The 26,862-nt window shown below is 71.2% G+C and carries 24 protein-coding genes and 1 pseudogene; 17 read left to right on the forward strand and 8 right to left on the reverse strand.

Features of this window, described 5'->3' with window-relative positions; translation table 11 throughout:
* Nucleotides 1-35 precede the first annotated feature (35 nt).
* The 4 genes from WFI52_RS07165 to WFI52_RS07180 all read left to right on the forward strand — a co-directional run bounded on the left by WFI52_RS07165 (nt 36) and on the right by WFI52_RS07180 (nt 5,383).
* Nucleotides 36-1,889: a lipase family protein gene (locus WFI52_RS07165; RefSeq protein ID WP_336626529.1), complete on the forward strand. Its 1,854-nt coding sequence runs from the start codon at nt 36-38 to the stop codon at nt 1,887-1,889.
* A gap of 61 nt (nt 1,890-1,950) precedes the next feature.
* A complete protein-coding gene (locus tag WFI52_RS07170) occupies nt 1,951-3,957 on the forward strand; it encodes a M13 family metallopeptidase (protein ID WP_336626530.1) in 2,007 nt (668 codons plus the stop codon).
* Nucleotides 3,954-4,985, forward strand: coding sequence for a serine hydrolase (locus WFI52_RS07175; protein ID WP_336626531.1), 1,032 nt, complete (start codon nt 3,954-3,956; stop codon nt 4,983-4,985). Before WFI52_RS07170 ends, WFI52_RS07175 begins: the two co-directional genes overlap by 4 nt.
* Complete coding sequence (locus WFI52_RS07180; RefSeq protein WP_336626532.1) at nt 4,982-5,383, forward strand: DUF3054 domain-containing protein; 402 nt, start codon at nt 4,982-4,984, stop codon at nt 5,381-5,383. Before WFI52_RS07175 ends, WFI52_RS07180 begins: the two co-directional genes overlap by 4 nt.
* Before the next feature lie 102 nt (nt 5,384-5,485).
* Here WFI52_RS07180 and purU read toward each other — a convergent pair whose 3' ends face one another.
* From purU to WFI52_RS07195, 3 genes are all read right to left on the reverse strand, one after another.
* Nucleotides 5,486-6,367, reverse strand: coding sequence for a formyltetrahydrofolate deformylase (purU, locus tag WFI52_RS07185; protein ID WP_336626533.1), 882 nt, complete (start codon nt 6,365-6,367; stop codon nt 5,486-5,488).
* Between the two features lie 87 nt (nt 6,368-6,454).
* Nucleotides 6,455-7,936: a peptide MFS transporter gene (locus WFI52_RS07190; RefSeq protein WP_336626534.1), complete on the reverse strand. Its 1,482-nt coding sequence runs from the start codon at nt 7,934-7,936 to the stop codon at nt 6,455-6,457.
* Nucleotides 7,937-8,036: 100 nt separating this feature from the next.
* Nucleotides 8,037-9,719, reverse strand: coding sequence for a serine hydrolase (locus WFI52_RS07195; RefSeq protein WP_336626535.1), 1,683 nt, complete (start codon nt 9,717-9,719; stop codon nt 8,037-8,039).
* Between the two features lie 108 nt (nt 9,720-9,827).
* On the opposite strand from WFI52_RS07195, the gene WFI52_RS07200 reads away from it, so the two are divergent.
* From WFI52_RS07200 to WFI52_RS07235, 8 genes are all read left to right on the forward strand, one after another.
* The gene (locus tag WFI52_RS07200; RefSeq protein ID WP_336626536.1) at nt 9,828-11,642 is read left to right on the forward strand and encodes a sensor histidine kinase; all 1,815 of its coding nucleotides are present in this window, start codon (nt 9,828-9,830) and stop codon (nt 11,640-11,642) included.
* Complete coding sequence (locus WFI52_RS07205) at nt 11,633-12,286, forward strand: response regulator transcription factor (RefSeq protein WP_336626537.1); 654 nt, start codon at nt 11,633-11,635, stop codon at nt 12,284-12,286. The genes WFI52_RS07200 and WFI52_RS07205 overlap by 10 nt, the downstream gene beginning before the upstream one ends.
* 24 nt (nt 12,287-12,310) lie before the next feature.
* Nucleotides 12,311-13,024: a GNAT family N-acetyltransferase gene (locus WFI52_RS07210; RefSeq protein ID WP_336626538.1), complete on the forward strand. Its 714-nt coding sequence runs from the start codon at nt 12,311-12,313 to the stop codon at nt 13,022-13,024.
* Complete coding sequence (locus tag WFI52_RS07215) at nt 13,024-13,413, forward strand: hypothetical protein (protein ID WP_336626692.1); 390 nt, start codon at nt 13,024-13,026, stop codon at nt 13,411-13,413. The genes WFI52_RS07210 and WFI52_RS07215 overlap by 1 nt, the downstream gene beginning before the upstream one ends.
* A gap of 121 nt (nt 13,414-13,534) precedes the next feature.
* Nucleotides 13,535-13,945, forward strand: a complete 411-nt coding sequence (locus tag WFI52_RS07220) for a MarR family winged helix-turn-helix transcriptional regulator (protein ID WP_442927722.1) — start codon at nt 13,535-13,537, stop codon at nt 13,943-13,945.
* Nucleotides 13,946-14,005: 60 nt separating this feature from the next.
* Nucleotides 14,006-14,428: an organic hydroperoxide resistance protein gene (locus WFI52_RS07225; RefSeq protein WP_336626540.1), complete on the forward strand. Its 423-nt coding sequence runs from the start codon at nt 14,006-14,008 to the stop codon at nt 14,426-14,428.
* A gap of 133 nt (nt 14,429-14,561) precedes the next feature.
* Nucleotides 14,562-15,695: an o-succinylbenzoate synthase gene (gene menC / locus WFI52_RS07230; RefSeq protein WP_336626541.1), complete on the forward strand. Its 1,134-nt coding sequence runs from the start codon at nt 14,562-14,564 to the stop codon at nt 15,693-15,695.
* A 37-nt stretch (nt 15,696-15,732) separates the two neighbouring features.
* Entirely contained in the window at nt 15,733-16,620 is an 888-nt protein-coding gene (locus WFI52_RS07235; protein ID WP_336626542.1) for a hypothetical protein, read from the forward strand.
* A gap of 3 nt (nt 16,621-16,623) precedes the next feature.
* Here WFI52_RS07235 and WFI52_RS07240 read toward each other — a convergent pair whose 3' ends face one another.
* Nucleotides 16,624-17,991: a flotillin family protein gene (locus tag WFI52_RS07240; RefSeq protein WP_336626543.1), complete on the reverse strand. Its 1,368-nt coding sequence runs from the start codon at nt 17,989-17,991 to the stop codon at nt 16,624-16,626.
* A gap of 183 nt (nt 17,992-18,174) precedes the next feature.
* Here WFI52_RS07240 and WFI52_RS07245 point away from each other — a divergent pair, with 183 nt between their 5' ends.
* The gene (locus WFI52_RS07245) at nt 18,175-18,549 is read left to right on the forward strand and encodes a DUF4870 domain-containing protein (RefSeq protein ID WP_336626544.1); all 375 of its coding nucleotides are present in this window, start codon (nt 18,175-18,177) and stop codon (nt 18,547-18,549) included.
* 12 nt (nt 18,550-18,561) lie between these two features.
* Here WFI52_RS07245 and WFI52_RS07250 read toward each other — a convergent pair whose 3' ends face one another.
* Together WFI52_RS07250 and WFI52_RS07255 are read right to left on the reverse strand one after the other, a co-directional pair.
* Nucleotides 18,562-19,479 (reverse strand): hypothetical protein, encoded by a 918-nt coding sequence (locus WFI52_RS07250; RefSeq protein WP_336626545.1) that lies wholly within the window; start codon nt 19,477-19,479, stop codon nt 18,562-18,564.
* Between the two features lies 1 nt (nt 19,480).
* Nucleotides 19,481-20,500: an SPFH domain-containing protein gene (locus WFI52_RS07255; RefSeq protein ID WP_336626546.1), complete on the reverse strand. Its 1,020-nt coding sequence runs from the start codon at nt 20,498-20,500 to the stop codon at nt 19,481-19,483.
* An 87-nt stretch (nt 20,501-20,587) separates the two neighbouring features.
* Between WFI52_RS07255 and WFI52_RS07260 the strand changes: the two genes are divergently transcribed.
* Nucleotides 20,588-21,271 carry an NUDIX hydrolase gene (locus WFI52_RS07260; RefSeq protein ID WP_336626547.1) on the forward strand — a complete coding sequence of 228 codons (684 nt, stop codon included), beginning with the start codon at nt 20,588-20,590 and terminating at the stop codon, nt 21,269-21,271.
* Nucleotides 21,272-21,279: 8 nt separating this feature from the next.
* Here WFI52_RS07260 and WFI52_RS07265 read toward each other — a convergent pair whose 3' ends face one another.
* Entirely contained in the window at nt 21,280-22,851 is a 1,572-nt protein-coding gene (locus WFI52_RS07265) for a class I SAM-dependent methyltransferase (RefSeq protein ID WP_336626548.1), read from the reverse strand.
* A gap of 124 nt (nt 22,852-22,975) precedes the next feature.
* On the opposite strand from WFI52_RS07265, the pseudogene WFI52_RS07270 reads away from it, so the two are divergent.
* Both WFI52_RS07270 and WFI52_RS07275 read left to right on the forward strand, forming a co-directional pair.
* Nucleotides 22,976-23,092 (forward strand): annotated as a pseudogene (locus WFI52_RS07270) (aldo/keto reductase); the annotation flags it as partial.
* A gap of 89 nt (nt 23,093-23,181) precedes the next feature.
* Nucleotides 23,182-24,570, forward strand: coding sequence for a glycine--tRNA ligase (locus tag WFI52_RS07275; protein WP_336626693.1), 1,389 nt, complete (start codon nt 23,182-23,184; stop codon nt 24,568-24,570).
* A gap of 42 nt (nt 24,571-24,612) precedes the next feature.
* On the opposite strand, the gene WFI52_RS07280 is transcribed toward WFI52_RS07275, so the two are convergent.
* On the reverse strand, nt 24,613-25,197 hold the full coding sequence (locus WFI52_RS07280) for an HhH-GPD-type base excision DNA repair protein (protein ID WP_336626549.1): 585 nt from the start codon (nt 25,195-25,197) through the stop codon (nt 24,613-24,615).
* 87 nt (nt 25,198-25,284) lie between these two features.
* On the opposite strand from WFI52_RS07280, the gene WFI52_RS07285 reads away from it, so the two are divergent.
* Nucleotides 25,285-26,862, forward strand: a complete 1,578-nt coding sequence (locus WFI52_RS07285; protein ID WP_336626550.1) for a protoporphyrinogen/coproporphyrinogen oxidase — start codon at nt 25,285-25,287, stop codon at nt 26,860-26,862.

A 26,862-nucleotide genomic window follows, 5' to 3' on the forward strand; every position in this document is an offset into this window, starting at 1 on the left:
GCCGACACGGCCCTGCGCTCTCGTAGCCTGGAGGGATGGCCCGCGCAGACTGGACGCAGCGCCTCACCCTCGTGAGGCTCGCGCGGCGCATGCCCCCGTGGATGCGGATCACCCTGTCGATCCTCTCCATCGTGCTCGGCGCGGTCATCGTCCTGCGCCCGACGACCGCGCTCGACCTCCTCGCGCTGCTCGTCGGCGGCGGCATGGTGCTCACCGGCATCCTCGAGGCGACCGGCCGTGTCGACGAAGGCGAGCGTCGCTGGCGCGGCGCGCTCGCGATCGGATGGATCGTGCTGGGCGTCTTCGTCCTCGCCTGGCCGGGCCTGACCGTGCGCGCGATCGCCGTCATCACGGGGCTTCTCCTGCTCGCGGCGGGAGCGGCCGGCGTCACCGGTGCGTTCGCGAAGGGACGCGGCTGGGACTCCCGGATCGCGGATGCCGCGTTCGGCGGCACCGGCGTCATCTTCGGCATCCTCGCGCTCGTCTGGCCCGACATCACGCTGCTCGTCGTCGCGGTCGTGTTCGGCGCGATGCTCATCATGCGGGGGATCTCCGATCTCTGGCTGACTCTTCGCCGCCGGCGCGAGGGCCGCCGCGCCGCAGGGCCCGCGGCCGCCGCGAAGCCGCCGCGCCGCCGATGGGGACGTGCGGCGGTCGCCGTCTTCTCCGTCACCGCGGCGACCCTGTTCGCGGTCGTGACGGCGCCGCTGCACGAGGCATCCACGGTCGTCGACGAGTTCTACGCAGCGCCCCGTTCGATCCCCGATCAGCCGGGCCAGCTCATCCGCGCAGAATCGTTCACGCGCGAGGTGCCGCAGGATGCCGAGGCGTGGCGCATCCTCTACACGACGACCGGGATGGACGGGCGCATTCGCGTCGCGAGCGGGCTCGTCACGGTGCCGACGCCGTCGAAGAAACGCGGGCGCGGGCCGTGGCCCGTCATCGATTGGAACCACTCGACCACCGGGTTCGCACAGCACTGCGCGCCGACGCTGCAGGAGCGCCCGTTCTGGTCGGGCGGGCTCTACCCGGTGAAGAAGGTGCTGAAGGAGGGCTGGGCGATCGTCGCGACCGACTACATCGGCCTCGGCACCGACGGCGTGCACCCCTACCTGTTCGGCGAGGCGAGTGCCCGGGCATCCCTCGACGCGGTGCGCGCAGCACGTCAGCTCGAGGAGGCGAACCTCAGCCCCGCGACGGTCGTGTGGGGTCACTCCCAGGGCGGCGGCGCCGCGCTGTGGACCGGCGCTATCGCGAAGCAGTACGCCCCCGAGGTCTGGATCCGCGGCGTCGCCGCGTTCGCGCCGGCGAGCGACCCGCCGGCGCTCGTCGATCACGTGTCCGAAGTCACCGGCGGGCTGATCTTCGCGTCGTACGCTTTCGCGGCCTACTCTGCGATCTACCCGGACATCACCTACGAGCGCTACATCCGACCGGGACTTCAGCCCGTGCTGCGGGCGATGTCGGAGCGATGTCTCACCGATCCGACGATGGCCCTGTCGATCGCCGCGGTGGTCGGCACGAGCCTCGATCCCGACCTCTTCTCGACCGATCCCAGCTTCGGCGAGCTCGGGCAGCGCCTCCGCGAGAGCATGGCGCCGACCGAGATCGGACCGCCCGTGTTCCTCGGGCAGGGTGCGAGCGACTCGATCGTGCTCCCCTCCATGCAGGATGCCTACGTCGAACGCGTGTGCACCCCCGCCGAGCCCGCAGCGCGCCCCCAGCGGCTGGACTACCGGCGCTATGCCGGGTACGAGCACGCGCAGGTGATGGAGACGTATTCGCCGATGTTCGCCGACGCGATCGCGTGGACGCGCGACCGTTTCGCCGGCGAGTACACGGCTGGAGCACCCGCCTGCACGACCACCGACGTGGCGTGGAGTCGATGAGAATCCCCACAGAGTCTCGCTCTCGGCTGGCGGCGTCGGGAGCGCGGATTACTGTAGAGGAATGACCGAGAACCCTCCCCGCTCGGGTGTCGAGCTGTCCGAGCTGAGCACTGAGATCCGGCCGCAGGACGACCTGTTCCGTTACGTCAACGGCGCGTGGATCGAGCGCACGGAGATCCCCGACGACAAGGCCCGCTGGGGGTCGTTCCACCTCATCGCCGAACAGGCCGAGAAGGACGTCCGCGCCATCATCGAGGAGTCCGCGACCGCCGAACCGGAGAGCGAGGCGCGCAAGATCGGCGACCTGTTCACGAGCTTCATGGACACCGAGCGGATCGAAGCGCTCGGGGCCACCCCGCTCGCGGGCCAGCTCGCGCGCGTCGACGCGATCGACTCCGTTCCGGCGTTCCTGCGCACCGTGGGCGAGCTCGAGCGCGAAGGCGTCGGGGGGTTGATCGGCGCCTACATCGAGCCCGACCCGGGCGACCCGCAGCGCTACGTCGTCTTCTTCGTGCAGTCCGGGCTGTCGCTGCCCGACGAGAGCTACTACCGCCTCGAGAACTTCGCGGGGACGCGCACCGCTTTCCGCGAGTACGTCGCGCAGATGCTCGGTCTGGCAGGCGTCGAGGAGGGCGCGGCGCAGGCCGACCGCGTCCTCGCCCTCGAGACCGAGATCGCCAGTCACCACTGGGACAACGTCCGCTCGCGCGACGCCGTCGCGACCTACAACCTCATGCCGTGGGACGAGGTGCGCGAGCTCGTCGGCGTCGACCTCGACCCGTGGCGCGACGCGGTGGCCCCGGGCCACGAGGCCGGGTTCGCCGAGGTCAACGTCAATCAGCCGAGCGCCCTGACCGGCCTCGGCTCGCTCCTGACGGAGGAGCGGCTCGAAGACTGGAAGGCGTGGCTGCGCCTGCACGTCATCCGGGCGTCGGCGGCGTTCCTCTCGAGCGCCTTCGTGGACGCGAACTTCGCCTTCTACGGCACCGAGCTCACCGGCGTCCCGGTCAACCGCGAGCGCTGGAAGCGCGGCGTGAGCTTCGTCGAGGCGGCGATGGGCGAGGCCGTCGGCAAGGTCTACGTCGAGCGGCACTTCCCGCCGGCGGCGAAAGAGGCGATGGACGAGCTCGTCGCGAACCTCATCGAGGCCTACCGGCAGTCGATCGAAAGCCTCGAGTGGATGACACCGGCGACGCGCGAGCGCGCGCTCGAGAAGCTCGCCGCCTTCACGCCGAAGGTCGGCTTCCCCGCGAAGTGGAAGGACTACTCGGCGCTCGAGGTCGACCCGGCCGACCTCATCGGCAACGTCCTGCGTGCGAATGCGTGGGAGCACGACCGGCAGCTCGCCAAGCTCGGCGCCCCGATCGACCGCGACGAGTGGTACATGACCCCGCAGACGGTCAACGCGTACTACAACCCGCTCATGAACGAGATCGTCTTCCCCGCTGCGATCCTGCAGCACCCGTTCTTCGACCTGGAGCGGGATGCCGCGGCGAACTACGGCGGCATCGGGGCGGTCATCGGTCACGAGATCGGCCATGGCTTCGACGATCAGGGGTCGGCGTTCGACGGGACCGGCGCGCTGAATGACTGGTGGACCGATGCGGACCGCGCCGCGTTCGAAGAGCGCACGAAGGCTCTCATCGCCCAGTACGACGCGCTCGTGCCGCGCGGGCTGAGCGAGGACCACCACGTCAACGGCGCCCTCACGATCGGCGAGAACATCGGCGACCTGGGCGGCCTCGGCATCGCGCTGAAAGCGTACCGCCTGCACCTTGCCGCGACCGGCGAGGGCGCCGGCGCAGAGTCGGATGCCGCGGACGCTGACGGGCCCGTGATCGACGGGTTCACCGGCATCCAGCGACTGCTGCTCAGCTGGGCGCAGATCTGGCAGCAGAAGGGGCGGGATGCCGAGACGATCCGTCTGCTCACGATCGACCCGCACTCGCCGAACGAGTTCCGCTGCAATCAGATCGTGCGCAACGTCGAGGAGTTCTATCGGGCGTTCGACGTCACGGGCGACGACGCCCTCTGGCTCGACGTCGACCAGCGCGTGACGATCTGGTGAGCGAGAGCCTGCGCAGGCGTCACGGCGAAGCCGATGACGACCGCGCGCGCGAGGAGCGCCCACCGTCGTCGCGTGCGGGACGGCGGGCGACCTTCCGCGCAGCCGACCCGACCGCACCGGCCGGGCCGACGACGCTGCGCCGTGCGCGTCGGGGCGGTGCGTCCGGTCAGGGCGCAGCGCCGACGAGGTCGTCGCTGCGCGAGCGGTCGTTCCTCGGCACGCTCAAGGCACTCGACGTGCTGTCGTCGTCCGGAGCGCAGGTCTCCGTGCGGGTCGCCGACCTCGACACGGGCGCGGAGGCGCTCACGGGCGACGACCACCTCACCCTGCCGGTCGCGGGTCTCGGGGTCGTGCCGCTGCTGATCGAAGTCGCCGCGCAGATCGAGTTCGGACAGCTCGACCCGCTCGAGATCCTCGACCGGGGATCGACGCCCCCCGTCGGCGTCGCGGGCCTGTGGCAGCATCTCAAGGCGCCCGCACTGCCGGTCGCCGACCTCGCGGTGCTGGCGGCGGCGGCATCCGACGCCACCGCCGCGAACGTGCTTCTGAACCGGGTCGGACTCGCCGCCGTGCGTGCGCGCATGGACGACATCGGCCTGAGCAAGACCGCGCTGATCGATCGGTTCCGCGACGAACGCGGCCCCGACGACGCACCGCAGGTCGCGCTGTCGTCGGCGGGCGAGCTGTCGGCGCTGTTCGCCGCGATCGTCAACGCCCAGATCGTGTCACCCGCTGTCAGCGCCCAGGTCGGCGAGTGGCTGAACCTCAATCAGGACCTCGCCCTCGCGGGCGCGTCGACCGCGCTCGACCCGTTCGCGCACGAGGACGACCGTCACCGCATGCTCTTCGTGAACAAGACCGGCCGCGCCGACGGCATCCGCGCCGAAGCCGGTGTGATCGCGGGACCCGCGGGGGGAGCGGCCTATGCGCTGATCGTCGGGTTCGACGATCTGTCGATCGCCCACCGACTGCGCGCACACGACGCGTTCCGCGCGCTCGGCGCCGACCTCATGGAGTACGCGTTTTGAGCTCCCCGCTGTCGACGGCGGACGGCTCCGCGCGCGCGGTCACCGGAGCGGCGCTCCTGGACGCCGCCTTCGTCGTCGTCTTCGCCGCGATCGGTCGCGCAAGCCACGCGGAGGATGTCCTGGGAGGGCTCGCGGTCACCGCCTGGCCGTTCCTCGTCGCGCTCGCCGCGGGGTGGGCGGTGGCGCTCGCCTGGCGGGCGCCCGCGGCCCCGCTGCGGACGGGCATGCCCGTGTGGGCGCTCACGGTGGTGGGTGGCATGCTGCTGCGCGCGGCGAGTGGTCAGGGTGTCCAGGTCGCGTTCGTCATCGTGGCATCCCTCGTGCTGGGCCTGTTCCTCATCGGGTGGCGCGCGGTCGCTCTGCTCGTTCGGCGCGCACGGTCCCGCCGCCGGGTGTAGCCCGCGGCGCGGGCGGCGATGCGGCGCCGGTTCGGGTCCGTCGAGGCGAGCTCGGAGATGATGATCCGCGAACGCGGTGCGCGTCTCCCTGCCGGGCGAGCCTCAGAAGACGATCGTGTGATTGCCGTGACGGATGACGCGGTCCTGCGCGTGCCACAGCACGGCGCGCGAGAGCACCTGACGTTCGACGTCGGCGCCGCGGCGGGCGAGCTCGGCGGAGGAGTCGGCGTGCGTCACTCTCACCGTGTCCTGCTCGATGATCGGGCCCTCATCGAGGTCGCCCGTGACGTAGTGCGAAGTCGCGCCGATGAGCTTGACACCGCGCTCCTTCGCCTTGCGATAGGGCTCGGCGCCGATGAACGCGGGCAGGAACGAGTGGTGGATGTTGATCACCGGCACGCCGAGCTGCTCGAGGAAGTCGGGGGAGAGGATCTGCATGTACCGCGCCAGCACGACGAAGTCGACGTTGCCGACGAGGAGCTTCAGAATCTCCGCCTCCGACGCCGACTTGTCGGGGCCCGGAACCGACGGCACGTGGAAGAACGGCACCCCGAAGCTCCGCACGTCCTCGGCCGTCGTCGTGTGGTTCGAGATCACCATCGGGATCGTCACCGGCAGGTCGCCGCGGCGGTGCCGCCAAAGGAGGTCCAGCAGACAGTGGTCCTGCTTCGACGCGAGGATCGCCATGCGCTTCGGGATCGACTGATCGGTCAGCGACCACTCGAGCTCGAACTCGTCGAGGGTCGCGGTGATCTCGGCTTCGATAGCCGGGCGGTCGGCAGCGAAGTCGGCCCGGTGGAAGACCACCCGCTGGAAGTACGCGCCGCCGCGGTGATCGTCGGAGAACTGGTCGAACGCGACGATGTTGCCCCCGATGCGCGTGATCATCGCCGAGACGGCGGCGACGATTCCGGGCTTGTCGCTGCCGTGGACGATGAGGCAAGCGTGGTCGGCGGGCAGGTGGGCGGGGTGCACAGGTGGCATCCCTCGATTCTGCCGGATGCCGCGGCATCCCTCATCCCGATCGACGGCGCGGAGCGCCGCGCGCCGCGGGTGCGAAGAGGTCGGCGGTCAGCGCACGCCGCGCATGAGACTCAGCACGGGCTTCACAGATACGAGCAGCAGCACGCCCACGGCGATCGCGACGAAGCCGAGCGTCGTGAAGTACGGCACCTCGTCATCAGGGTTGTAGAGGGTCGCGAGCTGCCCGGCGATCGCCGTGCCCAGCGACACCGACAAGAAGAAGAGGGCGACCATCTGCGTGTGGAAGCTCTCGGGCGCGAGCTTCGTGGTGACCGACAGGCCGACGGGCGACAGCAGGAGCTCGGCGACGGTGAAGACGAAGAGGATGCCGATGATCGCGAGCAGCGGCGTCGAGTTCTCACCGCCGCCGGCGAACGGCAGGAAGAGCAGGAACGCCGCACCCATGATCATCGCCGCGAGCGCGAACTTCACGGGGGTCGCGGGCTGGCGGGAGCCGAGCTTGGTCCAGAGGGCGGCGAAGACGCCGGACAGCACGATGATGAAGATCGGATTGATCGAGTTGACCCACGACACCGGCATCTCCCAGCCGAAGAGATCGCGGTTCAAGCGCTGATCGGAGTAGACGGTCAGAACCGTGAACTGCTGCTGGTAGAGCGACCAGAACGCGACCGACGTCACGAACAGCGGGAGGAAGCCCCACACGCGACTGCGCTCCTCGCCTGTGACGCGTCGACTGGAGAGGATAACCGCGAAGTACGCGATCGCGGCCGCCACGACGGCGATGATGACGATGATCGCCAGGTTGTCGGCGCGGATGACGCCGACGAGGACGAGCGCCACGATCGCGACCACGGCTGCCACGCCGATGCCGATCATGAGGGGGTAGCGGGCTCCCGGCAGCGGGTTCGGCACCGCACTCGCCTGCGCCGGCAGACCCTTGCGACCGATCGAGTACTGCACGAGTCCGAGCGCCATGCCGACGGCCGCGAGCCCGAAGCCCCAGTGGAACCCGAGCGTCGATTGCAGCAGCCCCGTGAGCAGCGGGCCGGCGAACGCGCCGAGGTTGATGCCGAGGTAGAAGAGCGAGAACCCGGCATCCCGCCGCACGTCCTCCGGTGCGTAGAGGGTGCCGACGACGCTCGTCGCGGTGGCCTTCAGGCCGCCCGAGCCGATCGCGACGAGCACGAGGCCGACCCCCACGCCGAGGAAGCCGGGCAGGAGCGCGAGCGCGATGTGACCCGCCATGATCACGATCGCACTGAAGAACAGTACGCGCTCGGCGCCGAGAAGGCGGTCGGCGACCCACGCCCCGAGGATCGTCGAGAGATATACCGCACCGCCGTACGCGCCGACGATCGACAGTGCTGTGGACTGATCGACGCCGAGGCCGCCCTGGGCCGCCGAGTAGTACAGGTAGATCGCGAGGATCCCCTGCATGCCGTAGAAGCTGAAGCGCTCCCACATCTCCACGCCGAAGACGTGGGTCAGGGCCCACGGCTGGCCGAAGAAGCGCGTATCGCGGTCTCCGGTCCGCTCGGTCGTGGATGCCACGGGGTGTCGCGCGTTCATGTCGCCACGGTATCGCGCCGCCGGGCATCGCCGCGCGTGGCGGAGGCGGGCGAGAGGAGGTGCCGGGCCCCGTTGTCCCCAGTCGGGGCCCGGCCCCCGTTCATCCGACGCGGGTGAACACGCCGAGTCCGGACGGGTCCGGCACGGCCGGGTACCCGTTGAAGTAGGTGAGCGTGACCCCCGTCACCGCGCCACCCGATCGCGTGAACACCGCCGACGAGAGCGAGCCGACCGGCGCGTTCTCGCCCGTCGGCTCGAACGCCATCGTGTCGCCCTCCCACGGCGTGATCGCGAAGGTGTAGCCGCCGGCCGGTCCGAGCGCGCCCCGAAGCACTCCGTCCTTCTCGGTCACCGTGAAGGTGTCGAAGTAGGGGCTCGAGTAGGTCCCGACGTAGTCGGAGGCCGGGCCCGCCATCGTCGCCCCCGCGGGAGCGGTCTGCCCGGCGAGGTCGCCGACCGGGTGATTGAAGGGCTCCAGCCGGGCGCGGAACGCGTCGACCCAGTCGCGCGTCTGCGTGCCGTACATGACATCGTCGAGGAACGCCTGGTTGATCGCTTCGGGCACCCCGATCGGGGCTCCGTTGGTGAGCACCGTGATGCCGAGGTCGAGATCCGGCACCATCGAGACCGCGGTTCCGGTGCCCATCGAGAACGCGCCGGAGTGGCTCAGCACGACCCGGCCGCCGACGGCGGAGCCCACGTTGATGCCGAAGCCGTAGTGCCCGGGCCGCTGGTCGATCGACGAGTTGTGGGAGTTGATGACCTGCGCTGAGAAGGCCTCCGTGAGCGGGGCCGCGTCGATGAACGGCGCGCCGTCGTGCTGACCGTCCGCGAGCACCATCGCCATCCACTTCGCGACGTCGGTCGCGGTGGATGCCACGCCCCCCGCGGGGGCCTCGGCATCCGCATCGCGGTCGAACAGCGGCTCGAAGTCGTCGTCGCCGAGGCGCGCGTGCTGCACCGCGCGGTCGGCCGCTGCGAGGAACTCGGCGTGCGACGAGGTTGTCGACGTCATGCCGAGCGGGTCGAAGAGCAGCTCCTTCGCGGTCTGCTCCCACGTCTCGCCGCGCGCGGCGGCGATCGCCTCGGCGCCCGTCGTCAGGCCGAAGTTGGAGTACTGGTACGTCGTGCGGAAAGGGGCGAGCGGGATGTACTTCAGGTGGGCGAGGATGTAGTCCCGGTCGAAGCCGAGGTCCTCGAGGTCGTCGCCGCCGCCGGTCGGGATGCCGGTGCGATGCGCGAAGTAGTCGCCGACGGTCGCGTGGGCGGTGACATACGGGTCGCCCATCTCGAACGTGGGCAGCAGGTCGTGTACGGCGCTCGACCATGACAGGTTCGGATCGTCGGTGAGGGCTTTCGCGATCACGGTCGCGGAGATCGGCTTCGACATCGACGCGATCTCGAAAAGCGTGCTGTCGTCGACCTTGTCACCCGTTCGCACGTCTTTCACGCCGAAGGCTCCCGTGTAGACCGTCTTGCCACCCGAAACGACGGCGACCTGTGCCCCGGGGACCTTCGACCGCTCCATGGCGTCCGCGATGTGCTGGGGCAGCTTCTCGAGCGCCGCGGCGATGGCCGATTCGCGATCGGTGTACAGCGCGACGACATCCTGATTCGGTGCGTCGCCGAGATCTATGGGTGTGCTCGGCGCGGCGGACGGGCCCGCGCCGGGCGTGCCGCCCGTGCACGCCGTGGCGCCCGCGGTGATGAGGGCTGCGGCGAGTGCGGCGGCGGCGATCCGTGGCGCGCGCCCCGATCGCGGCTTGCTGGTGATCGACGTCATGGCATCCCCGTTTCTCTCGCCGATGAGAGAACGCTAAGGCGCGGCAGCGAACGCCAGAAGGGACCTGGGTCCCGTCAGGCCGTCGCGCGCTCCGAGTAGGTTCGTGCCATGACGTCGCACGGGCCGATCTCGCCGCTCACGAGCCCGACGCCGGCGCGCCTCCGCGGGGTCGGCACGGGGTCGCTCGAGCGCGCGCTGGCGGCAGTCGCGGTACTCGGCCTCGTGCTCGGCGGCACGCAGCTCGGTGTCGGGATCGCGGCGGGCCTCGACATCGGGATGGATCTCGTCATCTGGGCGGTGTGCGCCTTCACCGTGCTGTTCTGGATCTGGCTCGCCGCGGGCATCGTCGCCTGGGCGCGCCGCCCCGGTAACGGCATCGGGCCGCTCCTCGTCGTCGGGAGTGTGGCCGTCTTCCTCGGCGGAATGGCGAACATGCAGGTGCCCGTCCTCGACGTCATCAGCTCGATCTTCGCGACGAGCGTCCTCGCGATCACCGTCCACCTGCTGCACGCCTTCCCCTCCGGCCGCCTCCGCGGGGCGGCGTCGGTCGCGACCGTCGTGACGGCGTACATCCTCGCGATCGGCGGCGACCTCGTGACGACCCTCCTCGCGCAGGCGGGGGCGAGGGGCGGGGTCCCCGGGGCCGGTGAGACGGGCCCGGCCGCGCGGATCGATCAGGCCGTCGAGCTCGGTCAGACGATCGTCGGCATCACGGTGATGACGCTCACGGCCGTCATCCTCGCGCGCCGTCTCATCGCAGCCGACCGGCGTCACCGCCGCGTCCTGCTGCCGCTGTTTCTCTACGGCATCCTCGCCGTCCTCCTCATCCCGCTGACGCCGCTCGCCGCGCGCCTGCTCGGCGCGGAGCGCACGGTGAGCGTGGCGATCCAGCTGATCCTCATCGCGGGGCTGCCGATCGCGTTCCTCGTGGGCGTCCTGCGCGGCGGCTTCCGGCGAACCACCGCTCTCGAAGCGTTGAGCGCGTGGCTCGCGATCAGCGGGCCGACGCGACCGGCGGCGCAGCGGGCCCTGGCATCCACACTCGGCGACGACTCGCTGCGGGTCCTCTACTGGTCGGAGTCGGCGGGCGGCTACGTCGACGAGACGGGAACACCCACGCACCGTGCGACGGACGACCCGGCGCGGTCGTGGATCGACGTACGCGTCGACGGTCGGCTCGTCGGCGCGATCGGGTACGACACGCGTCTGACGGGGGATGCCGCTGCCGTGCGCCGCGCCGGCGAAGTGCTCGCGATCGCGATCGACCGCGAGCGTCTCACCGCCGAACTGCTCGCGACGAACGAGGAGCTCGTCCGTTCGCGGCTGCGCCTCGTCGAGACTGCCGTCCGTGAGCGCTCGCGCATCGCTCGCGACCTGCACGACGGACTGCAGGTGCAGCTCGTGCTGCTCGCGCTCCAGGCGCAGACGATCGCCAACTCTGAGGAAGCGACACCGCCCGTGAGCGCGGCCCTCGGGGGCCTCCGCCGGGGGATCGACGAGGCCGCGGCGGACCTTCGCCGGCTCGTCCACGACGTCATCCCGGCGACCCTCATCGAGCAGGGCCTCACCGCCGCGACCGAAGACCTCGTCGATCGCCTCGAGATGCCCGCGACCCTCACCTCCGACATCGATCACGCCGCGCTCTCGCCTGCCACGACCCACACGGCGTACTTCGTCGTCGCCGAAGCGCTCGCCAACGCCGTGAAGCACTCCCGAGCGGAGCGGGTCGAGGTGCGGCTGTCGATCGAGGGCGAGCGCCTGCGCATGGAGGTCGCCGACGACGGGATCGGTGGGGCGCGGCTGGATCGCGGGACGGGGCTCCGTGGGCTGGTCGATCGAGTGGACGTGCTGGGTGGAGCGATCGATGTCGCTTCGCCCGCCGGCAAGGGGACGACTGTGAGGGTGGAGCTGCCGTGCGCGTAGTCATCGCGGAGGATGAGGTGCTGCTGCGCGAGGGCCTCGGGCATGTCCTCGCCGGCGACGGATTCGACGTCGTCGCCGCCGTCGGCACTGCAGCCCAGCTCGAGCGGGAGGTCGCGCGCCACGTTCCGGATCTCGCGATCACCGACATCCGAATGCCGCCCGCGTACACCGATGAGGGACTCGTCGCGGCGCTGCGCATCCGGCATGCCCACCCGACGGTCGGCGTCGTCGTCCTCTCGCAGTACGTCCAGCGCCGCTCCGCGACCGAGCTGCTCGGTCAGGATCGAGGTGGCTTCGGCTACCTGCTGAAGCAGCGCATCGCCGATGTGACGACCTTCACCGCCGATCTCCGGCGCGTCGCCGCGGGCGGCACCGCACTCGACCCCGAGGTCGTGTCGGTCATGGTCACGCGGGCGAGCCGCGGCGACGGGGTCGTCGCGGGACTCACTCCGCGCCAGGTCGACGTGCTCACGCTGATGGCGCAGGGTCGCAGCAACGCCGCGATCGCTGCGACGCTGTTCCTCACCGAGAAGGCGGTCGTGCAGCACACGTCGAACATCTACGACGCGCTCGGGCTGCCGGTGGATGCCGACGACCACCGGCGGGTCCTCGCCGTCATCCGCTATCTGGAGGCCGCCGCGTAGGAGGCCGCCGCGTAGGGTGGGCGCATGAGCGACGTCCCGCCCGGATTCGAGATCCGCCCCCTCGACACGGTCGAGGAGGTCTTCGCGGCATCCGCCCTGCTCGACGAGGTGTGGGGGGACCGCGGAGGGATGCCCCCGAACCTTCTGCGTGCGCTCGCGCACTCCGGCAACTACGCGGTCGGCCTGTACGACACATCGGGCGACGCGGTGCGGATGGTCGGGGTATCCGTCGCGTTCTTCGCGGCGCCCGCCGCGCGGTCGATGCACTCCCACATCACCGGGATCCTCGCGCCCTACCGATCTCAGGGGCTCGGGCGCCTGCTCAAGCAGCATCAGCGCACGTGGGCCTTCGCGCGCGACGTCGGCCACATCACGTGGACGTTCGACCCGCTCGTCGCGCGCAATGCGCACGTCAACCTGCGGGTCCTCGGCGCGCGCGTCACCGAGTATCTCGTCGATCAGTACGGGCCGATGGACGACCTCGTGAACCGCGGCGACGAGTCCGATCGGCTGATGGTGTCGTGGGCGCTCGCCGCCCCGGCATCCGTCCCCGCCGAGCGGGAGGTCGTGACGTCGGTCGCCGTGCCGCACGACATCGAGACGCTGCGTCGTACCGATCCCGCCGAAGCGTTGGAGTGGCGGTACCGCGTGCGCGACGCCTTCGGCGGGCTCAGCGAGGACGGCTTCGTCGTCATCGGGTTCGACGAGCGCGGGTACCTGTTCGGGCGTCGGCCGTGATGGGCGGCGGTGTGCCGGCGGACTGGACGCCGCACCGGCGCGACGACGGGGAGGTCGTCGGATGGATCCGCCCCGATGGCGAGGAGTGGGCGGCGATCGACGTGCTCGGTCGGGAGGTCGCGGCGTCCGTCGACTGGCTGGATGCCGAGGCGGCGCTCGAGGACTCGGGGCTCGCCTTCCTCGCCGATCCGTGGATGCTCGAACGCGACGCCGGTCCGCCGCTGCGCGTGCGGCTCGTCGAGGTGACGACCGAGCGCATCGTCGTGAAGGCGGAGGACTACGGCGACGTGACGAGCGGGACGGAGCGCTTCGTGCTGCCGTGGCCGCTCCCCGCGCGGCTGCGGCCGGTGCGACCGGGCGATCCGGACGGGTTCACGCTCGAGCGGTGACGGCTTGGGCGATCATGCCGGCATCGGTACCAGTATACGCATTGTGCACAATTGAAGTGTGTGCAATGCTTTTGATGTGACGACAGCGACTCCCGCCCTCGACGACTTCGTGTGCTTCGCCATGTACACCGCCTCGCACGCGACGACGCAGGCCTACCGCGAAGTGCTGAAGCCCTGGAAGCTCACTTACCCGCAATACCTCGCCATGGTCGTGCTCGCCGCAGGGGAGCGCACCGTGGGCGAGCTGGGCGACCAGCTGAACCTCGACTCGGGCACCCTCTCGCCGCTCCTGCGCCGGCTCGAACAGCGTGGCCTCGTCGGGCGACGTCGCGATGGGGCCGACGAACGCGTCGTCCGCGTCGCGCTTACAGAGGAGGGTGCGTCGGTGCACGCCGAGGTGACCGCCGCGGCGGGATGCCTCGTGCCCGCGTTCGTCGACAGTGGGCGCAGTCTCGCCGACCTTCTCGCCCAGCTCGGCGCGATCACCGAGAACATGCGCGCGCTCGCGGCGGACCTCCGCGCCGCGGCCTGAACCCGGGCTCCGAACGCACTGGCCTCCTCAGCCTCTCCGACCTCCACGAAAGGAACCCCCATGGACATCCTCTACACCGCAGAAGCGCTCGCGACCGGCGGCGGCCGCAACGGCCACGTCCGCACGACCGACGGCATCCTGGACACGGACGTGCGCGTTCCGAAGGAGATGGGCGGCGCCGGCGGCGCGCCCAACCCCGAGCTGCTGTTCGCGGCCGGGTACGCGGCCTGCTTCCACAGCGCCCTGCAGTCCGTCGCGCGCGCCCAGAAAGTCACGATCGATGGGTCGAGTGTCGGCTCGCGCGTCGGCATCGGCCCGAACGGGCAGGGCGGGTTCGGTCTCGCGGTGGAGCTCGAGGTGAACATTCCTGAGGTGCCGCACGATGTCGCCCAGCAACTGGCGGATGCCGCCCACCAGGTGTGCCCGTACTCGAACGCCACGCGCGGCAACATCGACGTGACCGTCACCGTCGTCGACGACTGACTCCGCGCACCGCGCGTGCACTTTCTCAGGAGGGATGCGCCGCCGCCCGGCCGCGCTCCGCGCCACGGCGCGAGTACGCGGCGCGTAGCGAGGCAGGGCGCCTGAGAAAGTGCGCGCGGGCGTACGCTGAAGCATGCCGATCACCCGCCCCGCCGCGCCGATCACTCTCGACGCGGTGGAGCTGCGGGTGCTGCACCTGCCGCTCGTCTCGCCCTTCACGACATCGTTCGGCACCGAATCGGTGCGCGAGGTCATCGTGGTCCGTGCCCGCACCGCCGACGGCGACGGCTGGGGCGAGATCGTCACACAGGCCTCGCCGCTGTATTCGAGCGAGTACACGCGCGGAGCGTGGGATGTCGCGCAGCGCTGGCTCATCCCGGCGCTGCTCGACGCGGGCACGCTGAGTCCCGACGATGTCGGTGCGACGCTCGAGCCCTTCGTCGGACACCGCATGGTGAAGGCGGGGCTCGAACTCGCCGTTCTCGACGCCGCACTCCGCGCCGAAGGACGGCCGCTCGGGGAGTACTTGGGCGCGGCGGTCGATCGCGTGCCGAGCGGGGTGTCCGTCGGCATCCAGCAGAGTCCGGCGGCCCTCGTCGATGCCGTCGCCGGGTACCTCGACCAGGGCTACGTGCGGATCAAGATCAAGATCAAGCCGGGCCGCGACATCACCGACACCGCTGCGGTGCGGGACGCCTTCGGTGCCATCGCGCTGCAGGTCGATGCGAACTCCGCGTACACCCTCGCCGACGCTGACCTGCTCGCCGAGCTCGACCGCTTCGATCTCCTCCTCATCGAGCAGCCTCTGCAGGAAGACGACCTCGTCGACCACGCGACGCTCGCCCGGAGGCTTCGCACCCCCATCTGCCTCGACGAGTCGATCACGTCGCACAAGGCCGCGGCCGACGCACTCGCGCTCGGCTCGGCATCCGTCGTCAACATCAAGGCGGGTCGCGTCGGCGGCTATCTCGAGGCCGTGCGCATCCACGATCTCTGCCGGGATGCGGGGGTGCCGGTCTGGTGCGGCGGCATGCTCGAGACGGGTATCGGGCGCGCGGCGAACGCGGCCCTCGCGGCGCTGCCGGGATTCACCCTGCCCGGCGACGTCTCGGCGTCCGATCGGTTCTACCGCCGCGACATCGTCACTGACCCGATCGTGCTCGAGGACGGATACGTCCGGGTGCCCACGGGGCCGGGTATCGGTGTCGAGATCGACCCGGTCGCGCTCGAGGACGCCACGGTCGACCGGGTCGAACTGCGGCGGTGACGTGATGAGGGTGCGCGCAACTCAGGAAGATCGAGGCGTGCGCCGCCGCCCGCCGCGCCGACACGGACTTCTGCCTGAGTTGTGCGCCGCCCTCGCCCTGATCCTCGTGGCGTCGACGGCTGGATGCGCGGCGGGAGCGCCGTCGTCACCCCCGACGGCGCTCCCGCCGGGGGTGACGGTCGCGATCACGCAGCAGCGGTCGGACGTCGCGGCTCGTCAGGTCGAGGTGCAGGTCCACAACGGTGCCGCATCGCCCCTCCTCGTGAGCGAGGTCGCCCTGAACGACCCGCGCTTCGACGGCCCGGCGACACGCGTCGTCGACCGGACGTCGACCCTTGCGCCCGACGCGACGGTCAACATCCGCGTCCAGCTGCCCGAGGTCGTCTGCGGTGGAGGCGACGACGCCGCATCGACCGTGACGTTCGCGTACGAGCTCGACGGGCGCGCGGGCTCGGCGTCGGCCCCCGCGAGCGAGCTCTTCCCCTTCCTCACCGACCTGCACCGCCGTGACTGCGTCGCGCAGGCGGTGGATGCCGCGGCATCCGTCACGTTCGGCGACTTCGCCCCGGCAGCAGCCGGCGCGCCGGGGGCGCTCGACCTCACGATCGCGCCGACGTCGGGCCGAGGGCCGGAGGTCGTGCTGGTCGGTATCCGCGAGACGAATCTCCTCACCTTCACGGGCCTCGCCGACGGCGCTCTGCCGCTCGGGATCGACATCGGTGCGGCCGCGCGTGCGACGCGGACGATTCCACTGCCGCTCGTCCCGGCGCGGTGCGACCCGCACGCCGTGCAGGAGGACAAGCGCGGCACAGTGTTCGCCGTCGACGTCACGGTCGACGGCGAACCCGGTCAGTTCCTGCTCGCGGCCTCGCCCGATCTCCGAGGCCGGTTGCTCACGTGGGTCACGCAGTGGTGCGGCGGGTGAGCATCACGCACTCGGCTCGGCCGCAGGCGCTTCCTGCAGCCCCTGCGCCATGCCGCGGCCGGTCGCCTGCCCCTGGATGACCTGGCGCAGGTCGATGCCCGTCGCCGCCTCGATCGCGTCGAATGAGGCGCGCATGCTGGATGCCGACTCGGCGGCCATGTGCGACGACGCGCCCTCTCCGCCGAGAACCGTGATCGAGCCGACCTTGTCGAAGCCGCGGGCGAACTCGGTCATCATGGGCACGAGCGCCTCGAGCGCCCGCTGCGCGAGCAGCGCCTCCTGGTTCTTCGACAGCGCCTCGGCCTCGGCTTCGATCGCCGCCGCGCGTGCCTCGCCGACGAGGCGGACGGCGTCGGCCTCGGCCTGGGCGCGCAGGCGCGTCGCTTCGGCCTCCTGCGCGGCGATCTGCGCGCGCGCCTCGGCCGCCTTGACCTCGCCGTACGCCGCGGCATCCGCCGAACGCTGACGCTCGTACAGCGAGGCGTCGGCCACCTTCTTGATGTCGGCGTCGAGCTGCGCCTGCTTGTTCTCGGCGCCCTGCAGGAGCACCGCCTGCTCGCGCTCGGCGCGGGCGAGCGCCTCCGCCTGCTCGGCTTCCGCGCGTGCGCGGCCGACCTCGGCGGCGGCCGCGGCGGAGTTCTTGTCGAACGCGGTCTGCTCGACGAGGTTCGCTTCGTCGGTCGCGATCTGGCGGGCGCGCACCTCGCGCGCCGCGTTGATGCGGGCGACCTCGGCCTCGCGTCGCACGCGCTCGACCTCGGTCGCGCCGAGGGCGTCGATGTAGCCGTTCTTGTCGGTGACGCCCTGGATCTGGAACGAGTCCAGGATGAGTCCCTGGGCGAGCAGATCGCTCTTGATGCCTTCAGCGATCTGATCGGACAGTTTCTGGCGGTCCTTCATGAGCTGCTCGACCGTGAGCGTGGCGACGACGCCGCGCAGGGCGCCTTCCAGCTGCTCGGTCGTGAACTGCTCGATCGCGCCGTCCTGGCTGAGGAAGCGCTCCGCGGCGCGCCGCACGAACTCGGGGTCGGAGCCGATCTTCACGAGCGCGACGCCCGACACGTTGACGGTGACGCCATTGGATGCCTGGGCGGTCGGCTCCATCTTGATCTGACGCGCGCGCAGCGAGATCATCTCGGCGCGTTGCGTGAGCGGGTTGACGAGCGCGCCGCCGCCGGTGATGACGGAGATGCGCGAAGACTCGCCGGACGCGTTCTTCTGGCTCTTGCCGACCACGACGAGCGCCTGGTCGGCCTTCGCGACCTTGTACCAGGCCCGCACCATGATGAGCAGGAAGACGATGAGAATGATGGCGGCAACCACGGCGATCGAGACGATCACCAGGGCACCTCCGGTGGCGAGGATGTCCACGGCACTCCTTCAGAAGGGTTGGTCGGGGGTTCGTCGGTGGTCCTTCGACCGTATCGGGTCGGGATGCCGGTCCGCCTCCGCACTTCGGGGGAGATCGACGCCGAACCGCGGTCCCTGGGGGTGTCGGCGGAAGCGGGGGATAGCCCCCGGGTCGTCGCGCCGCGGCGCCCCTAGGCTGGACGCATGACGACTCCTCCTCCGCAGCAGCCGCCGTTCCCGCAGCCGGTTCAGCCGATGAATCCGTCCGACGAGAAGCTGTGGGCGACGCTCGTCCACATCGGCGGGATCTTCATCGGGTTCTGGTCGGCGCTCATCGGCTACCTCGTCCTCAAGGACCGCGGCCCGTTCGTCCGTGCGCACACCGCGACCGCGCTGAACTTCCAGCTGACGCTTCTGATCGTCGAGATCGTGGGCTGGATCCTCACGATCGTCCTCATCGGCTTGGTGATCGTCGGGCTCGCGTACGTCGTGCGGATCGTCTTCTCGATCCTCGCCGCGATCGCGGCGAACAAGGGCGAGTGGTACCGGTACCCGCTCTCGATCACCTTCGTCAGCTGACCGCGGCATCCGTCATCGCCCCGCGGCCCCGATGACGGTGCGGAGCGTCCGATCGGCGACAGTGACGCGCACGCGCTGCCCCCACCACAGCGTCAGTCGATCCGCCTCCATGCCGTCGCCGAAGGCGACGAGCTGATCCGACTCGACCCGGAGGTCCAGCGCGGCATCGTCGAGCCGACCGGCGATGAGCTCGGCGCCGGTGCTGGGTGATGGCCACGGCTCGCGGACGAACCACGCCAGCGCGCGGTCGGTCGGGCCGGGAAGGGGGAGGTCGGGTGCCTGGATGCGGGCGATCGACCGGCACCACCCGGTGGCGCCCGTGCCGGTGCCCACGATCACGCCCGACGACGACTGCCGCTCGTCGCGGCCACCGACCGAGAGTGCGTAGCGGGCGGATTGATGCCCGGCCTGCCCGATCATCACTTCGTTGAGTGCGATGAGCGTCTGGCCGTCGTCGGTGCGCACCTGCACCATTGCGCGCTCGCAGACGGATGCCGCGCCGGCGTAGGCGGCCTCGGCGAGGGCCGCCCCGGCTGCTGGCGCGTGGGGCACGAGGATGCCGGCGTTCCGGCCCGGGAGCGGGTCGATCCCGATCACGGGCTGCGCGTCGAGGTATTTCGCCGCGTTGGCGACGAGCCCGTCCTGCCCGACGACGAGGACCACGTCGCCGGGCTCGAACACGAAGCGGGCCAGATCGCCCCGCTCGACCGATGCCCGCCGCCAGTCGGGCGGGATACCCGCCGCGACGTCGGCGAGCGCCGCGCGGATGCGCTCGTCGCGTTCCTCGACGCCCGCGAGGCTCTGCCCGCGCTGATCGAGGAAGAAGGCGACCTGGCCGCGCGTCCCGTGGCGGGCGAGCAGTTCGGTCAGCTCGCTCGTGCGGTGCACGACAACGGCCCGAGGGGTCGCTGCCCTGCCGGACCCGGCCATCTCACCGGCCTCCGCCCGCGGCTCCGGCCCGCGCTCCGAGTCGACCGACGAGGTCGGTCAGAACGTCGGGTGTGAGCGTGAGGTGGTCGATGCTCGGCAGGCTTCCGGCGAGCTCGCGCAGGGCGAGGGCCGTGAGCACACCGACGGGAACGTCCTGCAACGCGGCCATGCGGGCGCGCTCGGCGGCTCCGGCGGCCTCGCCGAGCGCGCGGTCGGCGTCGGCGCGTGCCTGGGCGTTCGTGCGGATCCGCTCGGCATCTGCTCCCGCGGCGATTCCGGCCGCCACGGCGGCCTGCTCGGCCTCGATGCGGGCGTTCCGGCCGCGCGCCTCGACGAGCTCTTCCTGGCGACGCGCGAGTTCCACCTGATTCGACAGCTCGTTCTCGCCGATCGCGGCCTCGCGTTCGACGGCGAGGGCCCGCCGCGCGAAGGTCGCCTTGTCGGCATCCTGCTGAATGGACTCGCGCGCGGGTGTCTGCAGCGCACGCTCGACGTCGGGCTCGGCGCGAAGCACCGAGAATCGCACGCCGACGATCGCGATGCCGAGGTCGGCGAGGCGCGTGTCGGCGGCGAGCATCGCGGTCGCGGACGCGCCGAGATCGGCGAGGTCGGCGCGCAGTGCCGCATCGAGTGTCTGCGACTGGAGGAGGTGCACGACCGCCGCCGTCGCGGCGCCGTGCAGGGGCGCGGCGATCGCATCGAGCGGCTGTTCGGCCCAGATGCCCGTCGCCAGGTCGATGGAGAAGTCGATGCGCCGCGCGGCGAGCTCGGGGTCGACGATCCGATACGTCGTGGTCACGGGCGCGGACAGTTGCTGCAGATCGGCCGTCCGCAGCGTCACGACGATCGAGAGCTCGCGGTCGTCGAGGGGAACTTCGCTGATCGCCGCGTCGAGGGCGCGGAACCAGAAGGCCTGCCCCGAACCGGTGTGGCGCAGCGCGCCGCGCCGGAAGTGGGCGATGTGCATCGTGGGGTTCGTGCTGAGGTGCCGGATGAAGGGGCGCCGGGTGATGGTGGCCATGGTGTCCGCCTTTCTCGTTAGTGTCACTATGACGATAACTTGCTCCCGACTTATCGTCAAGATGACGATTTGCGGTAGTCTGGCGCGGTGAATCCCTTCTCCTCGGCGGTCGCCGTCGACCTCGTCGTGCTCACCATTCGCGATCGCGCGCTGCACGTCCTGCTCGTCGAGCGCGGCATCGAGCCGGATGCCGGCATGTGGGCCCTCCCGGGCGGGTTCGTCCTGAGCGGTGAGGATCTCGAGGCCGCGGCATACCGGGAGCTCGCGGAGGAGACGGGTGTGAGCACCGGCATCCACCTCGAGCAGGTGCGCACGTACGGCGCTCCAGGGCGCGATCCGCGCGGGCGCGTCGTGAGTGTCGCGTGGCTCGCTCTCGCGCCCGATCTCGCCGAACCCGCCGCCGGGTCGGACGCCCGCTCCGCGCAGTGGTGGCCGGTCGCCGAGGTCGAGTCTGCGCATCTGCGGCTGGCCTTCGACCACGTCGAGATCTTCGCGGATGCCGTGGAGCGCGCGCGCGCGAAGCTCGAGTACTCTGCGCTGGCGACGGCCTTCTGCGCGCCCGAGTTCACGATCGCGCAGCTGCGCGCCGTCTACGAGGCGGTCTGGGGCACGGGGCTCGACCCGCGCAACTTCCATCGCAAGATCACCGGGGCCGCCGGTTTCGTCGAGCCGACCGGCGGCACGGTGCGCGACGGCGGACGACCCGCGCAGCTGTTCCGTCGCGGCCCCGTCGGACAGCTCCAGCCCCCGTTCACCCGGCCGGAGGCTTGACGGGTCCCTCAGCCGTCGAGGGCGCGCCGCGCGACGAGGAGCATGTGCGTGTCGGGCCAGTCGAGCGGAGCGTCCCCCTCATCCAGGAGGGATGCCGCGGGCGCGAAGCGATTCTCGACGAGCCAGTCGTTGCGCCACGGCCCCGACCGCTCGTCGACCTCGAGCCCGACCGACGCGACCAGATCGCGCCAGTGCGTAAACGACAGCGCGCAGAAGCGCTCGTGCATCTCGGAGAGCCAGTTGCGGGTGTACGAGACGGTCTCGAGGAACTCCATGGCATCCGCGAGCCGCAGCTGAATGGTGCGCTCGTCGCAGACCTCGTAGTCCCAGCGCTCGCCGCTGAGCGCGGTGAAGTCCTGCGCGAACTGCGCGACGCGACTGCCGACGGGGAGGGCGTCGAGCACGGCCGCGATCTCGTCGTTCGTGCCCCGCAGCGTGCGCGCCGGCGTCGTCACGTCGCCGTCCGTCATGCGCAGGCGCACGATCCGGTCGGGGTCGTCCGGGCCGCACACGTCGGAGTTGATCCAGACGCCGCCGGGCATCGTCTGCGCCGCGATCGCCCGGGCGAACGCGCGCAGCGCGTTCATGCCGTCGCCGTACGAGTAGATCTCGTGCGTCAAAGCGAAGCTCATCGTCGTTGCGATGGTGCGGTCGGGGAAGAGTCCGCCGGCGAGGATGTTGCGGCGATAGAAGAACGTGTTCGGGTTCGCGAAGGCGCCCTCCGCCTTCTTGTGCTCGCACGCGGCGTAGAGCTCAGGGGCGACCTCGACGCCGATCAGGTCGGACTCAGCGAGCGCCGGGTCGCGCGCGGCGAGCTCGAGCATCGCACCGGTCGCGCAGCCGAGGTCCGCGATCCGCCCGGGGACGATCCACGGGCGCGCCTGAGCCCACTTGCGATCGGCGGCCTGCTCGAACGAACGGCTGTACGTGCGGTAGTCGCGGGTCTGCGTGAGTCCGCCGTCGTCGCCGATGACGGGGTCCGCCGCGATCGCCGTCGCGGAGGCCGCGAGCCCGTACCGGTCGATGATGTCGATGCTGGCCGGATGGGCGTCGGCACGCCAGGCATCGGAGCCCGCGGCGAGCAGATCGAGCAGCTCCCAGGGCGGGCGCGGCGCGTCGGGGTGGGCGTGCTCCATCGGCGCGATGCGGTAGCCGAGCGTGCGGTACATCTCGGCGACCTGCGGCGTCGAGGTGGCGACGACCGTGGTCGCGGGAGCCGGCAGGATGCCGCTCGTCAGGGCGTACGCGATCTCCTTCAGAGTGATCTCGGCGAAGCGCGGCGTCGGGGCGACATCCACGACCGGCACGACGAGCGACGGAAGGTCCTCGACATGGGCGAGGATCTCGATCGCCGCCTCCCGGCGATGGGCCGGGAACGGGTTCCGGCGCGTGCCCGCCTGATTCGCGCTGGTGACGGCCCACACGACAATGGCGTCCGGGGCGGCCATGATCTCGGCGCCGGCGTCGTCAAGCGCATCGCCTGCGAGCAGGCCCCGCAGGTACGACGCCTGGAACCGGGTGAGCAGGTGGTGCCGCCCGGGGACGATGACGTGCTGGACTTCCGATCGGCGCGCGCTCACCCCACCACGTTAGTCACGCCCGGCTTGCGGATCATCGACGGGTCCTCGGCCTCGACCGCTCCCGCGCCGGCGATTAGAGTCGACGGATGCCAGCCGTCAGAACCGTCCCGCTCGGATCCACCGCCACCTCGGCACGACCACGCCGCAGCGCGTCGCCGACGCGGCGCGGGGCTCGGACATCCCGCTGACGCGCCCGGAGTGGTACGAGCTGTTCCGCGCCTCGGGGCACCGCGTCCCGTGACGCCGCCCGGCTAGAATCGAGGGATGCCGCTGCCGCGCGGCATCCCTCTTCTCTTCCGCGCACTCGCGCACGCGACCATTGGAGCCACCGTGGCCGAGCAGTCCCGCCTCGACAAAGTCATCGCCCTCGCCCGCCACCGCGGGTTCGTGTTCCAGGCCGGTGAGATCTACGGCGGTTCGCGCTCGGCGTGGGATTACGGCCCCCTCGGCACCGAGCTCAAGGAGAACATCCGCCGGCAGTGGTGGCAGACCTTCGTACGTGGCCGCGCCGACATGGTCGGTCTCGACTCGTCGATCATCCTGCCCAAGCGCGTGTGGGAGGCATCCGGCCACGTCGCGACGTTCACCGACCCGCTCGTGGAGTGCCTGAGCTGCCACAAGCGCTTCCGCGCCGACAACCTCATCGAGGACTTCGAGGCGCGCAAGGGTCGCAAGGCGGAGAACGGGCTGGCCGACATCCCGTGCCCGAACTGCGGCACGAAGGGCCAGTACACCGAGCCGAAGGCCTTCTCGGGTCTCGTCAAGACTTATCTCGGCGTCGTCGACGACGAATCGGGTCTGTACTACCTGCGCCCCGAGACGGCGCAGGGCATCTTCGTGAACTTCGCCAACGTCCTCACCGCATCGCGCAAGAAGCCTCCGTTCGGCATCGGCCAGGTCGGCAAGGCGTTCCGCAACGAGATCACGCCGGGCAACTTCATCTTCCGCACACGCGAGTTCGAGCAGATGGAGATCGAGTTCTTCACGCCGCCCGCGGAGGCGCAGGAGTGGTTCGAGCACTGGGTGGCCGCCTGCTGGAACTGGTTCCTCGACCTCGGCATCGACCCCGAGAACATGCGCCAGTTCGACGTGCCCAAGGAGGACCGCGCCCACTACTCGGCCGGCACGATCGATGTCGAGTACCGCTTCGGCTTCCCGGGCAAGGAGTGGGGCGAGCTCATGGGCGTCGCCAACCGCACCGACTACGACCTGAACTCGCACATCGAGGCGTCGGGTCAGAAGCTGCAGTACTTCGACCAGGCCTCCGGCACGACGTATGTGCCCTACGTCATCGAGCCGTCGTTCGGCCTCACCCGTTCGATGATGGCCTTCCTCGTCGACGCCTATCGAGAAGAAGAGGTGCCGAACGCGAAGGGCGGCACCGACACGCGGACGGTCCTGAAGCTCGACCCGCGCCTCGCGCCCGTCAAGGTCGCCGTCCTGCCGCTGTCGCGCAACGAGAACCTGTCGCCGCTCGCGCGTCAGGTGGCCGACGACCTGCGCGCGCAGGGGTGGAACGTCGACTTCGACGATGCCGGCGCGATCGGACGGCGCTACCGCCGTCAGGACGAGATCGGCACGCCGTTCTGCGTCACGGTCGACTTCGATTCGCTCGAGGATGCCGCCGTCACCGTCCGCGACCGCGACACCATGGGCCAGGAGCGCATCGCCCTCGACGGGCTCGTCGCGTACCTCGGCGAGCGGCTGCGCGGGGCCTGACGCGCCGTCGCGGCACCTCGGGCGTCGGCCCGGGCGAGGCGATCAGCCCTTGGCGGCGGCCTTCGCGGCGCGCTTGAACTCGCGCACCTTCGTGAGCGATTCGGGCGAGACGATGTCGGCGACCGAGCGGTGGGACCCTTCCTCGCCGTACGGCGCGGAAGCCTCGCGCCAGCCCGCGCCCGTGAAGCCGTACTGCTTGCCGAGGAGCGCCAGGAAGATCTTGGCCTTCTGCTCGCCGAAGCCGGGGAGCGCCTTGAGGCGCTTCAGCACCGTCGCACCGTCGGGCGCGCCCTCCTGGTCCGCTGCAGGGCGGGTCCACAGCGCCGCGGCGTCTCCGCCCCAGTCGTCGACGAGCGCGTGGCACAGCGCCTGGACGCGCGCGGCCATCGAGCCGGGGAAGCGGTGCACGGCGGGCGTCTCCTTGAAGACGGCTGCCAGGTCGTCCGGCTCGTAGGCGGCGAGGGCCGCGGCATCCACCGATCCCGTGCGCTGCTCGATCTTCAGGGGCCCGGTGAAAGCCGTCTCCATCGCGATCTGCTGGTCGAGGAGCATGCCGATCAGTAGGGCCAGCGGGTTGTCGGTGAGCAGCGCATCGGCCGCGGCGTCGTCGGTGATGTGGAGGGCCATGGCATCCATCGTCGCACTTCCCCGGGCGACCGGCCGGGTGCGGGCGAGCGCGCGGCCGATGCGGGGCTCGATGCGAGGATGGATGCCATGGTCGATACGCCGCACGAAACCTCGGAGCCCGACGCGATCGCGCGGGTGCGGCGCATCCGCGTCGCGGTGATCGGCGGCGGCATCGCGGGACTCGTGGCCGCCCTCGAGTGGGCGCGGATCGGTGCCTCGGTGACCGTCTTCGAAGCGCAGGACAGGCTCGGCGGGGCGATCGAGACGCGAGAGCTCGACGATCTGCCGGTGGACGTCGTCGCCGACACGCTGCCGCTGCGCGACGCCACCGTGGTCGCTCTCCTCGCGGAACTCGGGCTCAGCGATGCCGTCGAGGCGGCGGCCGCCCACTCCGCCTGGGTTGCCGGGCTGCCGGGTGCGGTCGGCGCGGCGCCGTTGCCGGCCGACACGACCCTCGGGATTCCCGCGAACCCCTGGGCCGACGACGTGCGTCGCGTGATCGGGTGGAGCGGCGCCTGGCGCGCGTTCGTGGACCGACTGCGCCCGCCCCTCACGATCGGCCACGAGCGGAGCCTGGGTCGGCTCGTGCGCACGCGCATGGGCGATCGCGTCGTCGACCGGCTCGTCGCACCGGTGACGTGGGGTCTCTACGGCGTGCACCCCGATGACATCGACGTCGATGCCGCCGCGCCAGGTCTCAGTGCGGCACTCACGCGCGTCGGTTCGCTCTCCGGCGCGGTCACCGCGCAGGCCGCCGGCTCCGGACCTGACGCGGTGCCGGCTCCCGCGCCACCCTCGCGCGGCACCCTGCGCGGGGGACTCGGCCTGCTCGTCGACGCGCTGGCGCAGAGGCTCGCCGAGCTCGACGCCACCGCGGTCACGAGCGCTGCGGTTTCCGCGCTCACCCGCCGCGACGGCGTCTGGCGCCTCGACGTCGAACCCGGAGCGCTCACCGGCACCGACCGAGGAGACGTGCCGGGCGCACCGGGAGTGCCGGGCGCGCCGGACGCGCCGCGCCTCGCCGACGTGGTCGTGCTCGCGACGGGGGCGTCGGCGGCGGCTTCCCTCCTCGCGTCGGCGGGCATCGCCATCCCGGCGCCCCCCGCGCCGCCCGCCCGCGATGTCGTGACGCTCGTCGTCGATGCGCCCGCGTTGGATGCCGCGCCGCGTGGCCGAGCGGTGTATCCGGTCCGGACGCCCGGCGGGAGGGCTGCCGAACCGGCGGCGGCCGCGGTCGTGCACGCCACGGCCGACTGGCCCTGGCTCGCCGCCGCGGCCGGCCCCGGTCGCCACGTGCTGCGCGTCACGCTCGACGGCCCCTCGACCGCCTCCGACGATGCCGCGATCACCCGCGCGACGCGCGCGGCAGGAGACCTGTTGGGTGTCCCCCTGCCGGCACCGCGCGCCGCGACCGTCAGGCGCGCCGCGCCGGCGCTGCCGACATCCGTGATCGGTCGCGCCGAACGCGCCGAGGGTGCGCGCGCGGCCGCCGCGGATGTGCCCGCGCTCGCCATCGTGGGGTCCTGGGTCTCCGGCAGCGGCATCGGCCAGGTCGTCGGCGATGCGATCGCGCAGATCGATCGTCAGCGCCGATCCGTCCTGTGGAGCGACACGGCCGAGATGGACGACACGGGCGACGTCACCGGCAGCGACGCCGCGAGCTGA

This window comes from Microbacterium sp. MMO-20, assembly GCF_037147735.1.
GTDB lineage: Bacteria > Actinomycetota > Actinomycetes > Actinomycetales > Microbacteriaceae > Microbacterium.